This window comes from Sporosarcina sp. FSL K6-3508, assembly GCF_038615825.1.
Lineage (GTDB): Bacteria > Bacillota > Bacilli > Bacillales_A > Planococcaceae > Sporosarcina > Sporosarcina newyorkensis.
The window spans coordinates 476,628-489,231 of the sequence record NZ_CP152016.1 but is presented as its reverse complement, the minus strand read 5'-3'; the positions used below and the strand labels follow the sequence as shown (position 1 = coordinate 489,231).

13 protein-coding genes are annotated in these 12,604 nt (G+C 41.6%); 4 read left to right on the top strand and 9 right to left on the bottom strand.

Annotated elements, in window-relative coordinates; translation table 11 throughout:
- Positions 1–65 precede the first annotated feature (65 nt).
- From MKX97_RS02300 to MKX97_RS02275, 6 genes are all read right to left on the bottom strand, one after another.
- The gene (locus tag MKX97_RS02300; protein ID WP_078817424.1) at positions 66–635 is read right to left on the bottom strand and encodes a TetR/AcrR family transcriptional regulator; all 570 of its coding nucleotides are present in this window, start codon (positions 633–635) and stop codon (positions 66–68) included.
- 271 nt (positions 636–906) lie between these two features.
- Positions 907–1,542, bottom strand: coding sequence for a hypothetical protein (locus tag MKX97_RS02295; protein WP_078817425.1), 636 nt, complete (start codon positions 1,540–1,542; stop codon positions 907–909).
- A complete protein-coding gene (locus MKX97_RS02290; protein WP_342536855.1) occupies positions 1,535–2,065 on the bottom strand; it encodes a sigma-70 family RNA polymerase sigma factor in 531 nt (176 codons plus the stop codon). The genes MKX97_RS02295 and MKX97_RS02290 overlap by 8 nt, the downstream gene beginning before the upstream one ends.
- A gap of 901 nt (positions 2,066–2,966) precedes the next feature.
- Positions 2,967–3,653 carry a hypothetical protein gene (locus MKX97_RS02285; protein WP_221835195.1) on the bottom strand — a complete coding sequence of 229 codons (687 nt, stop codon included), beginning with the start codon at positions 3,651–3,653 and terminating at the stop codon, positions 2,967–2,969.
- 2 nt (positions 3,654–3,655) lie between these two features.
- Complete coding sequence (locus MKX97_RS02280; RefSeq protein ID WP_342536853.1) at positions 3,656–4,201, bottom strand: zf-HC2 domain-containing protein; 546 nt, start codon at positions 4,199–4,201, stop codon at positions 3,656–3,658.
- Positions 4,198–4,692, bottom strand: a complete 495-nt coding sequence (locus tag MKX97_RS02275) for an RNA polymerase sigma factor (RefSeq protein ID WP_342536852.1) — start codon at positions 4,690–4,692, stop codon at positions 4,198–4,200. The genes MKX97_RS02280 and MKX97_RS02275 overlap by 4 nt, the downstream gene beginning before the upstream one ends.
- A gap of 384 nt (positions 4,693–5,076) precedes the next feature.
- On the opposite strand from MKX97_RS02275, the gene MKX97_RS02270 reads away from it, so the two are divergent.
- The 3 genes from MKX97_RS02270 to MKX97_RS02260 all read left to right on the top strand — a co-directional run bounded on the left by MKX97_RS02270 (position 5,077) and on the right by MKX97_RS02260 (position 7,474).
- Complete coding sequence (locus MKX97_RS02270) at positions 5,077–5,271, top strand: helix-turn-helix transcriptional regulator (protein WP_078817430.1); 195 nt, start codon at positions 5,077–5,079, stop codon at positions 5,269–5,271.
- Entirely contained in the window at positions 5,272–5,751 is a 480-nt protein-coding gene (locus MKX97_RS02265; protein ID WP_078817431.1) for a hypothetical protein, read from the top strand.
- 997 nt (positions 5,752–6,748) lie between these two features.
- Entirely contained in the window at positions 6,749–7,474 is a 726-nt protein-coding gene (locus MKX97_RS02260) for a dihydropteridine reductase (protein ID WP_342536851.1), read from the top strand.
- A 275-nt stretch (positions 7,475–7,749) separates the two neighbouring features.
- Here the strand turns inward: MKX97_RS02260 and MKX97_RS02255 are convergent, their stop codons facing one another.
- Complete coding sequence (locus MKX97_RS02255) at positions 7,750–8,934, bottom strand: aminotransferase class I/II-fold pyridoxal phosphate-dependent enzyme (protein WP_342536850.1); 1,185 nt, start codon at positions 8,932–8,934, stop codon at positions 7,750–7,752.
- Between the two features lie 156 nt (positions 8,935–9,090).
- Between MKX97_RS02255 and MKX97_RS02250 the strand changes: the two genes are divergently transcribed.
- On the top strand, positions 9,091–9,972 hold the full coding sequence (locus MKX97_RS02250; RefSeq protein WP_221835200.1) for an SDR family oxidoreductase: 882 nt from the start codon (positions 9,091–9,093) through the stop codon (positions 9,970–9,972).
- A 247-nt stretch (positions 9,973–10,219) separates the two neighbouring features.
- Here MKX97_RS02250 and MKX97_RS02245 read toward each other — a convergent pair whose 3' ends face one another.
- Together MKX97_RS02245 and MKX97_RS02240 are read right to left on the bottom strand one after the other, a co-directional pair.
- On the bottom strand, positions 10,220–11,413 hold the full coding sequence (locus MKX97_RS02245) for an acyl-CoA dehydrogenase family protein (protein ID WP_342536848.1): 1,194 nt from the start codon (positions 11,411–11,413) through the stop codon (positions 10,220–10,222).
- Positions 11,414–11,438: 25 nt separating this feature from the next.
- A complete protein-coding gene (locus MKX97_RS02240) occupies positions 11,439–12,581 on the bottom strand; it encodes a saccharopine dehydrogenase C-terminal domain-containing protein (RefSeq protein ID WP_342536847.1) in 1,143 nt (380 codons plus the stop codon).
- Between the last annotated feature and the right edge of the window lie 23 nt (positions 12,582–12,604).

The following is a 12,604-nucleotide window of genomic DNA, read 5'->3' as shown; positions in this document are numbered from 1 at the left end:
CAATTTCACTGTGGACCAATTGACTATAAAGTTCAAACGGTCATTGCGTTGTAAAAATAAAAGTCTCAAACTAAGAGACTTGAAAAAATCGTATCGCTTAATAACTGTGCGATTTCTTCTTCTGACAGCTGTCGATCATGGGTTTTCGACCAATCCACGACGAGTGCCAGATAGGATTTGAATAACAAGTAAGCGACCAGTTCGCTGTTACACGGCTTGAGCTCTCCTTTTGAAATTCCTCGCTCAATTTTCTGTCGGACGAATTCGATGATTTCTTCCTCTATAGATGCCAGTACTTCGCTGACCATCGGTGTCCGCAATTCTTTTTCTTCTTCAATCAGCTTAACGTACAGCTGATGAGTTTCTCTGAATTTTAGCAGTTGCATGAGCCGCGCATGGGCATTTACTTCAAATGAAGCGCCTGCTATTGTACTTTCTTCGGACACTCGCCGCATTTCTTCAACCATTTGCCTGACGATGGCTTGGAACAGTTCTTCTTTGTTTGAGAAGAATGTATAGATGGTTCCTTTTCCGACATTGGCAATTTTTGCGACTTGGTCCATGGTGGTGGCTTTGTAGCCGAATAGTGAGAATGATTTTTCTGCTGCAAGTAAGATTTCCTGTCTGCGATCCACTTCTTCACCTCGCCTCGCTCATTGACCGTAAAACGTTTATGGTCACTAGGTCATTATACTACACTGAATTGTGGGAAGATGCAAGGGGTTTGAGAATTTTTTTCGTAACATTGTTAAATACCTTTTGATTAGATAGTGGATTTAAAAACTAGACTTACTATTCCAACAGCCTGGCGTAGAGCAAAAATGAGAACCGGTGTCAGGGCAGCAACTTGTCCGTTGAGATTATTCCAAAAAGCTGTCATTCGCAATACATTAGTCTTGATCACTTTTATTCAACGTTTCCTTCACCATTAATAGAACTGTTTGATTGGTGCGCACTAAAGATATTTTCTGGTTTTAATTCATCCAAGTAACCCACCAAATCGAGGGTGGCGGAGCTGGTATTGACATGAACTTCTTTAAATATGCCGGCGTCCGTGATCATCGGTATCGTAATTTTTTGTCCTGCTTCTATGTCTTGCGGGATTCCCCAAGATTGCTTAAACGGATTTCCTGCTATACCGTTTTCTAATTTTATATCGAAGCTGATGGATACGACAGCCTGTCGGATATTTCGCTTCGTACCATTGTTTACCTCGATCATATATTCAGTAGTGCCGTCATCTAGTTTCTTTTCCTCTAGCACATTGAGTTCCAATTTTTCCATCCCATCATAGAAATCGTCTGGCAGTGGTGATCCAGAGTCTTGTTCTGATATTGATTGCTGCAACAACGGTATTGTCAGAAACAAAAACAATGCGGCGGCTGCAACGGCTACGGTCCAGGTGAAGTAGCTTCTTTTTCTGGTTTTGTCGGACGGACGCCTAATCTCCCTTTGCACTTGTTCTTTTCCTTGATCCGTCAATGAAATCCCTTGTACTCTTTGCTTCATTTCTCTTGAGATTTTACGGTCGAATTCATCCAATCCAATCACTCCTTTCGAGTTTGTCTTTCAAGGCTTTTTTTCCTCTTAGCAATCGTGATTTTACGGTGTTGTGGTTGATCTGCAGTACTTCACTAATTTCCTTCATCGTCAATTCTTCGTAATAAAATAGAATGAGGACTTCTTTGTATTTAGCTGGCAGTTTCGCAAGTTGCTGACTCATTTCATAGGACGATTCCTGTTCTATGTATAGGTTTTCCGTTAGGTTGTGATCATGGACTTCATCCAGTTCTTGCCGGTAGAAGATATTACGGAAGCTCCAGCGTTTGGTGAAGTCTTTGCATTGGTTGATGGTCATTCGGATGAGCCATGTTTTATAAGTACAGTCATGACGGAATTGATCGAGCTGATGATAGCTTTTGATCAAAACTTCTTGGACAACGTCTTCACTTTCCGCCAAGTCGTTCAAGTACAGGTAGGCTATGCGTTTCAGATCATCGCCGTAATCACGGATGAATGAGTCCAGCAACGCTCTTTTGTCGAGTTCTCCGTCATCATTAATCATGTATTTTGTCCCCCTTCATTCATTAGACGATTGTCGGGATTGGTTTGACCCATCTTTGTTTACAATTAAAAAAGAAGAGCAGTAAACGGTTTTATTAAAAGTAAAGAGTTAACATGTTTCTCTTGATACATCAGCATCCTTCATATAATATATAACATTATATAAGCTAGATTAATCGAACAACAGGAGATCGTCATTGACGATCTCTTTTATGTCGTATCGGACCATAACGTGTAGTAGAAACATTTAGCACGTAGCACTTTTTTGATGCCTAATAAACGGGTAAATATGGTACTATGATATTGATAGCTCTTCAACAAACGAGCCAGATTATTGATGCGAAATGTTCCTGATTCAAATGAAATATGGTCTCACAATTTCGTTAAAGGTCAAGCAGTTTTGGGTTTCTAAAACTGAAGGGTTATGTCGAGGAATCGAATGAAGAAGTAAAGATCTCCTTGAAAAAGTTTGATTATTTTCATCCTAAAATTTTCTGCAATCGTTCCTCGATTTCGGAAAGATCTCATCTTTTAGTTGAAGCAATTCCAATATAGCACATTACAAATTCACTTCTTATGCAGCTCTGTCCGCTTTATTTGAGAGACTGGACAGCCCTTCGGTTTATAATTGATATGTATAAACTATTGATGCCGGTTTATTCCCCCTACTATATTTAAATAAAGTTCCCAGCTTTTGATAATTAGCTGGGGAATCCGTCGGGTAAGTTATGGCCGAAAAAAAGCACTACAAACCAAAAGATAGTGTTAAAATTCACTTTGTGCGTTTACTCTTCTTAAGACAAATTGTAAAAGCCGATAATGGGATCAACTCTATCAGATCACTGGACATGCTTATAGTGTTTTCAAACTTTTATTGACTAAATGTTTTTATTCCTTACCGTTTAATTTACATCTTTTATGGTTAATTCCTGTTCTGGTGTAAAACTAACGTAACAATTATAAGTTTTTTCACCATTGATGACGCTAATATACCCTACCTCAGCTAAAGAATAATCGATGGATTTACTATTCAATTGCTTCTGTATTTTCTTGCTCTGTTGTAGCATTTGTTCTTTCGTCAAATCGCCTTTTTCAATTTCCAACATGATAAGAATCGGCTTGGGTGTTTTCAACTTCGGCGTCCATTCCATAACAGCTTTGTCGTATACTTCTACATCCGTGTCTACCGAATCGATTTGCGGAACTTTTTTCCGGAGGAGCGTTAGAAGATACTTCTCTGCCTCTGCGCTTAGCTTTTCGGATGCCTCTTTGTCTATGTTGGATTCATGGATCGTATCACTAAAAACTTCATACGGTTCGAAAGCAGAGACATAGAACGTATAAGTGGTTTCAACTCCTGCTGTTTCCTTTTCCACTACTTTAAAACGATAAGTACCATCAGTCCATCCATACCCTACGGACCGCTTGATTTCGTAGTCCAAGTCCGGATAAGTTTGTTCTAAAAACTTTTCCAGACTCTCCTTTGCCTTGTGTTTGTCAATTGTATTTCCGCTGAATTGCATGTAAGCGAACACTATGACCGCAATTAATGTAATTGCAATTACACTGTATATTATTTTCTTTTTCATAATTAAATTTCCTCTCTTGTTTTAAGAATGCTAAAGCCGATAATGATTCCGATAAAAGTAAATAGCAGGTGGACAATTAAGCTGGTCAGTGCTATTTGAAGAGCTTCCGAAAAACTTTCAGCATAAAATTCGCCGAACCAATCCGTCATATATAACAAGCAATTCCATATGAAATTCGGTACCCCCGCAAGCAGGACCGTAATGAGGACCGATCGGTAAAACAGAAACGATACCGCACCCAAAGTGGTATAGGTTAGGATAAAGCCACTATTATTCATAATGGCCGTGCTCATCGCCAATATAAAGGCAATTGCTACAAAGAAAATCTGTATTGTCGTCAATTTCACGGTTATATTCCGAATCATTTTTTTAGAAGCACCGACGGGATTTACTTCCGCAGGCAGGGGAATTTGTGATTGCCCTGCGATATGGCGGCATTCTTGGCAACTTTTCAAATGCTCCTCGATAAATTGTTTTGTTTCCGCTTGCAATAAGTCTTCTTCGTGTAACGGCAAAAGGTCTTGCACAATTGTACATTCTTTGTTCATAAAGTCACCTCCATTAATTTTTGGATCTTTAATTTCAACCGATGAAAAGTCACACGTGTATAGTTCTCTGATTTGCCGACCAAGACGCCAATTTCTGCAAAACTCAGTTCTCCGTAAATGCGCAGCAATATGATTTCCCTAGAGGCGTCATCCAGTTTCGAGATATGATGTAAGAGTATTTTTGTGTCTTCATTAATTTCTGCCAACTCTTCCAGTGAATGAACTTCAGTCTCCGGAAGAGTTGCAAGTTTTTGCATTAAGCTTTGCTGATACTTGTTTTTTCGGTAATACTTTTTTAATAAATTAATCGCAATCGAGAACACCCAAGTCGACAAGGTGGAATGTCCATTATAAGAGACAATATTTTTACATGATTCATAAAAGGTATCGTGGCAAAGATCTTCAGCAGTCATCCGATTTCCTGTTTTGGAATAAAAAAACGCATAGATTTTCGGATGGATCTCTTCATATTCTTCCTCTAGCTTATTCATAACTGCCCTCACTTCCTTGTTGTTCATAGTATTAATACCTCAACCAACTATTTCGTTACAAATTTTTTAAAATTTATCTTTTATCTATCATTCCATAGACTTCTCTTAACTGGCGTTTTAAAGGTTTGGGGACACAGAAAACCCATCACAAACAATCAGGCGCAATTCTTGAAGAAGGATTTGCGCCCTTTCAACAATTGGGCCATTTTGTGATCTAGGTTAAATTATTGTAGGGTGGTTATTCACAAAGGTAGGGGACGATTTCTTTTATAAGAAGTCGGCTTTTTTAATTTCACGCAATATTTATCTTGCATATCAGCAAAAATTAATGTAAGGTAAACTTAACGGAATGTTAGATATATATTTCATTATGTAGGTGAGCATATGGTAAGTAAAATGAAATTGGCAAGAGTAGAAACAGGTTTAACCCAGGCGCAACTTGCGAAACAAGTAAATGCAACAAGGCAAACAATTGGATTGATTGAAAAAGGAGAGTACAATCCCAGTTTGAACTTGTGTATCGCAATTTCCAAAGCATTAAATAAAACATTAGATGATTTATTTTGGGAAGGTGATTAAGTGATACTTTCATTTTTAAATGTATTTTTACCAGAAGATGAATACAAACGATTAAGGGTTTTATATTTTATGGCCGAAGCAGCATTCCTAATGGGTGGGCTATTGATGTTGGGATCTGCTTTAAACAATTACTGGTTAAAGTGGAATTTGGACTCAACAGAAGTAACTTTTATTCTTATGATGTTTCCAATGCTTATGGTAGGATATACGTATTTTCGTTATATATTTTCAGGAATAGAACATACAGAAGTATCGAACAAGCGAGGCTATAAGGAGGAACGTCGTGTTGCTGGCAAGCGTGCTTTGTTAGTCGGTGTTCTATTTTTCATTATTTTCGTAATCGTTAAAGGGATTCCAACTAACTACTATGAAAGAATAGACATGATTGCTCTTCCAATAGTTTTCACACTTTTATATTTCCTTTTCGATTTGGTTTCTTTAAAGCGTTCTGCTAAGAAAAATAATGAATTAGAGGATTAAGCAATCGGGCGCGATTGTAGAACAAGATAGTTAAAATAGCCTTGTTAAATGATTTAACGATGCTATTTTTCAATTCATTAATCATCTACTTGAACTGATCAAATTGATTTGTTACCCATCGCTCTTGGTTTTCTATAACAGATTTTTCAACTGCAATTAATCTATTCACCAATTCCTCTTTCTAATATGCACTTTAAATAAGATGTTGCAGAACTCTTATCAACTCGCCCTAAACAATCTTGGTCATAATCTGTCAAAGGTAGAAAGGGCTGGTCATCTTTAAATACTAATAGCGGATATTTACTTTCAACATGTTTCGGACAATACTCATACCAATACAATTATTATCCCCTACAATATAGAACATTGGTTCTAATCTAATGCTTTTCTCCATAAGTGTAAAATGTTTAACCTTTTAATAAAACTATACGCATTTTTATAATGTGTGTAACATTATAAACAAGCCATGATGAGATAAGTCACCATGTACCATTACTTATCTTTAGTATTACAGAGTACCCTTCCATTCTTCCTTCCCCCGCCGTACAAAAAATACTTCCTGAAACCATGACAACGCCTGCTTGTTTTTTTGCTTCAAAAAGAATTGTTTGTCGCTTATCGCCAATGGATAATTTACCCAGAAAAACATGCCGCCAGCAGTCGGCGTAGTTTCTTAGCCAAATTTCACGAGGCCTCCATTAAAGTAGGATTTTTTTGAAAAGCACAGCGCATAGATAATTGATGCATTCTTCTCCGTAATCGAGTGCAATGACCGGCGCTTCTTGAACCAGGCGAATATTTCGCGCCGTGCCTGCACATCAAACAAACACGAATATTAATACTTTTATGGTTGTTTAAACTATCATGAAGTTTGAACAAACATAATAGTTACCTGCAACTGATTAACTGAAATAACAATCCGTTTAATTGAGAATCATTATCACTTATGGTATATTGGATGTTAACAACATATATAATTGAATAAGGAGACTATCTAATGCAAATATACTGGACTAAAATAAACCGGATCATTGAAGAAACACCTGAGGTTAAAACGTACTTGCTCGACTGCCCGGAAGGCTTTACATGGGAAGAAGGTTCCCACACCCACTTCGCATTGGAAGGTTTTAATGCCGGAGATAAACCAAACCGCAGCCTGATTCGACACATGTCAATCTCTACTTTACCGAACGAAAATTCAATCGGTATCACCACACGCATCAGAGAAAAGTGCTCTGAGTTTAAAATGACTTTAAGAAGTCTTGGAGTCGGTGATGAAGTTGCAATATTTAAAACACATTCGAATGTACCGCTTAAAAGAGAAGAAAAAAATGTTTACCTGCTGTCATCAGGTGTTGGACTGGCAACTTTCAGACCGCTTGTACTTGAGTATTTCAATAGTGCTCAACACGTCAATCTAATGCATTCCTTGAACATCGATTCATCAAAAGATTTCTTATTCACTACTATTTTTGAATCTGCACCTGACAAGAAGTTCACATCACAGTTCGTCGATAATCGTAAAGACTACTATGAAGAAGTGAAAAATCTTGCCGCCGACAAGGAGGGACTCTTCTATGTAGTCGGCAGCGATGAATTCCTCTTGCAGAACATCGAAGTACTGCGTGAACAAGGCATCAAGCCGGAACAGATCATGCTCGACAAGCGTGAACAACAACTGCCCGATTTTTTATCATTTGATTTGCCAATTAAAGCGAGATAAACATTTTCTCGGTAAGTACTAAATAGATGTACCACTAACGGGCAACACTTTTGATAAAGGATTTTAGGAAAGGTTGCTGCTACTCTTAGGCAGAAGCATTATCGGTTGAAACTGGATTTCAGGACACGTATCTGCTGGTGAATAAATTAAAGTTTGAAAACGCCTTTCCTAGTCGGATTGGCGTTTTTCGTTTATGAATAATGTCTTCTATAAATAAATCCTCATAGTTATGCCTAGAGATAACTAAGGCTAGTTCTCCGTTTGTAACGTGGTATTTAATCTACTTTTACGCTTTCAACAGTCACCATTTTCGCAAGCTGTTCAATTGCCTGCTCAATCAATTCCACTTTCTGCACTAGCGCAATTCGTACATAGCCTTCCCCCGCCGTGCCAAAAATACTTCCTGGCACCATGACGACTCCTGCTTGTTTGATGGCTTCGAAAACGAATTGCTTATCATCCATTTCAAACGGGTATTTCGCCCAGACGAACATACCACCAGCAGATGGAGTAGTTTCCCAACCAAGTTTCGCAAGGCCTTCCATTAAGGTGTGATGGCGTTTGGAGAATTCTGCGCGCAAACGATCGGTGATTTCTTCACCGTGATCGAGTGCAATGGCTGAGGCTTCTTGGATCGGTCCAAACGTGCCATAGTCGAGATTGGATTTCAGTTCTCGGAGGACTTTGATCATCTCTGCATTCCCGACGAAATATGCAATCCGTGCACCTGCCAGACTGAAGCTTTTCGATAGAGAGTTGATTTCCATTCCTACTTCTTTTGCGCCTGGTGTAGTCAGGAAGCTTGCAGGCCGGTCACCCGTGAAATAGTATTCCGAATACGCTGCATCATGCAAGACGATAATTTCATGTTTCTTCGCGAACGCTACGACTTCTTTGAAGAACTCTTCACTCGGCATTGCGGGTACCGGATTACCTGGTAAGTTCAGGATGAGGAGTTTTGCTTTTTTCGCGACTTCTTCCGGGATTTCATTCAAATCAGGCAAGAAGTCGTTTTCTGCTAGTAACGGCATGTAATAGGGCACAGCCCCCGCTAATTTGATGCCTGCGTCATAGGCAACGTACGCAGGGTTCGTTGTCAAGACATAGTCCCCTTCATCACAAAATGCAAGCGGCAGATGAACGAGACCTTCCTGCGAGCCCATTGTCTGCAGTATTTCTGTTTCAGGATCGATAAGGACTCCCGTTCTTCGTTTATAGTAATTTGCGACAGCTTCATGGAATCTCTTTGTTCCTCCAAGTGTATAGCCGTACGACGATACCAAGGCGCTCTGCTCGGACAGCGCTCGGCGTACGCGCTCGTCCGGTGGAAGGTCAGGACTGCCTAGGCTCAGATCGATGACATTCTCTCCCGTCGCTTTCTTCGCTGCCGCCGCTGCCTTCAGTTCACCGAAAATCGTAGGCGGGAAAATCGACATTTTTTTGGAAGTTTTAAAATTCATAAAGACGCACTCCTTAGCTGTTATAGAATAGTTGATTTCCTCATTGTACCATGCAGAGTTGTTGCTTGGAAAAATTTTATTGCCAGTACGGCATGTTTGTCCGATTACAATCCGGGAATACTACTGGTAGTGAAATTCTATTGAGGAGGATGCAATATGGCGAAAGATAAATATGAAAAAATAGACGAACAAGTACCTGGACAGACCCAATCCGAGCAGCCTGGTGTAGAAGAAGAGATGCACCCTGCTCCGATTTATGATGATCCGAACTTCAAAGGTGCCGATAAATTGAAAGGAAAAACGGCCCTGGTCACTGGCGGGGATAGCGGGATCGGACGTGCCGTGGCAGTTGCATTCGCAAAAGAAGGTGCGGACGTGGCGATTGCCTACTTAGCCGATCAGGAAGATGAGGATGCGGATAAAACCGTCGAATTGATTGAGCACTACGGAGGTAAGGCGAAGAAATATCAGATTGACATAAGTAAAGAAGAGAATTGCCAGCAGCTGATTCAGCAAGTTATCAAGGACTTCGGCAAATTGAATGTCTTGGTCAACAATGCAGGAAAACAGTTTCCTCAAAACTCCATTGAAGACATTTCGAGTGATCAGCTGAAAGAGACATTCGAAACGAATTTCTTCGGTCTGTTTTATCTATCAAAAATCGCGGTCGGGCATATGGAGAAAGGCGATTGCATCATCAATACATCTTCAATCACGGCTTATAATGGATCGCCTGGTTTGATTGATTACTCCGCAACAAAAGGTGCCATTACAAGCTTTACGCGTTCATTGGCACTCAGCTTGTCAGAGCAAGGCATTCGAGTCAACGCTGTTGCACCCGGGCCGATTTGGACGCCGCTCATCCCGGCGACATTCGATGCGAAGAAAGTAGCGGAACACGGAGCGGACACGCCTATGAAACGACGCGGTCAGCCCGCTGAAAATGCGCCCGCCTATGTATTTTTGGCATCGCAGGATTCCAGCTATATGACCGGCCAGACGATTCATGTTGATGGTGGAGATTTTGTTGGTTCTTAATGGCTTTTGGTGCAGTTCATTCAAGGCATCTGGAAATGAAATAGTACTTTATGGGCTCATTTGGGGCTGTTATGAGCGAGCGGAGTATCTGTATGATCGAGATCTATGCTAGTATGATCGCACTGAAGTAGAATATGAGCGCATCTAGTGGTTTTATGAGCGCGGACTGCACAAATATAGTAATAGCATGAACAGGGACTGCCCGGAAAGTCTTTTCCCCATGACTTTCCGGGCAGCCTTTTTGCTATTATCCCTCAAATGGCCACTTTGGCAACATGCGATTTAATTTTTTATCGCTACGTTCGCCAAGGACATATTCCGCCTGCATGATTGTATGAATTTCCCGAGTGCCTTCATAAATAACCGGCGCTTTCGAATTCCGTAAATAACGAGCGACCGGATATTCATCCGAATAGCCATACGCACCGTGGATTTGGACTGCGTCATCTGCGGCTTGATTGGCAAAATCACATGCTTGCCATTTTGCGAGGGATGTTTCGCGCGTGTTTCGGATTCCTTTGTTCTTCAATTCGCCTGCACGATAGACGAGAAGACGGCTCATTTGGTAGCCGGCCTCCATCTTCGCAAGCATCTGCTGGACGAGTTGATGATCACCGATTTTCTTGCCGAATGTTACGCGGGTCTTCGAGTACTTGATGCTTGCTTCGAGACAAGCACTCAATAAGCCGACAGCCCCTGCTGCTACAGTGAATCGGCCATTATCAAGAGCGGCCATCGCAATCTTGAAACCTTCTCCTTCTTCACCTACCAAATTCATTGCAGGAATTCGAACATCTTCAAAAAATAGTTCGCCCGTATTTCCTGCACGGATTCCGTATTTCCCTTTAATTGCTTTCGATGAAAATCCCGGCATTGTCCGCTCGACAATGAAAGTGCTGATGCCGTGGTGTTTTTTAGACTTATCGGTATAGGCAAAAACGAGGAAATGGTCTGCCGAATCACAGAGCGAAATCCACGTTTTCTGCCCATTCAATATATAGTCGTCTCCATCACGAACCGCGGTTGTCTGAATCGCTGCTACATCTGATCCAGCACCCGGTTCTGTCAATCCGAACGCGCCGATTTTCTCACCTTCCGCCTGCGGAACTAAATATTTTTGTTTCTGTTCTTCCGTTCCCCATTGCATCAGTGTCATAGAATTTAAACCGATATGCACGGAAACAGCTGTACGAAAAGCCGTATCACCGCGTTCCAGTTCCTCACATAAAATCGCCAAGGAATTATAGTCCATCCCGCTGCCGCCATATTTTTCGGGAACACAAACACCCATAAATCCTAGGTCGGCAAGACGTTTCCAAATCGTCGGATCAAACCCACCCTGTGCATCCCATTTTGCGATATTCGGCATAATTTCAGCATCCACGAACTGCCTCGCTGTCTGTCTTAGCATTTTCTGTTCATCTGTAAATGTAAAGTCCATCTTCATGTCCTCCTTTACAATGAATCTAGTTTTCCTCGATGACTACTCCGCGCTTTTTCATTTCTTCAATGTATAATGCTCCCGGCACAATTTGCTCTGGCGGAAGGGCGCCCCTTTTCGTGATGATGCCGTTTCCGATCATCTGCGCCACTACGGAAATTGTGTTGGCAGTCGCACGAGCCATTGCGGTTTCATTTGTCGATGAATCTTTTTCTGTGATCATATTGAACGTAATTGTTTTTGGTTGGCCATCCTTCGTTCCGCTCACGTGCACACGCAACAGTACGGCGTCCGACTTATCTCCAAGACGCAATTGCGGGGTCAGATGCGCCATCATGACATCACGCACACGCAGCGGTCTGCCGTCCACTTGGATCGTGGATTCTCTTGATAGTAATCCAAGATCCACGAGCAACCTGGCCTTTTCCGCATGTCCCGGATAGCGGATTGTCTTGTATTCGAGCGTCTGCACGGCAGGAAATGACTCTAGTAAAGTGGATGTACCGCCAGACGTATGGAACGCTTCCATCATGCCATAGCGATCGAATTCCAACGCTTCCACTTCCGATAATGAGGGCAATTCCGTAATACTGCCTTGCCGGATCACACGGGACGGATCCGTGTAATGATCGAACAATCCTTCCAATGAAAATACGACATTGTAATCCAGCGGCGGTTTCGGATTCACAGGCACACCGCCTACATAAAGTTTAATCGTTTCCGTTTCATCAAGTTTCGAAGCGCCGTATCCTGTTAATATATTAATCATTCCCGGCGCCACGCCAAGATCTGGAATGAGCGTCACGCCTTTAGCGGCCGCTTGCTCATGAAGGGCCAGCACCTTCTCCGTCGCACCGCCGATATGTCCGCCAAGATCGACGACATGCACGTCACGTTCCACTGCACAGCGGGCCACTTTTTCATTGAATGTGTAAAATAATGCATTGACCACAATGTCTCCGAGCCCGATGACATCGCTCAGCTGAACATCATTACGTGCATCAAGCAATAAAATATCGAGTTTGTCGGACATCAGTTGCTCCGCAAAGTCCTCTGCCTGCCGAATTGCCCGGTCCGCCAAATAGACTTTCTTCACTTCGTCCTGCTTTACTAAATCTCGTACGACTTCTTTACCCATCAATCCTGCACCTAATACGACAACTTTCATCTGCTCATCCCTTCTCTCTGTAG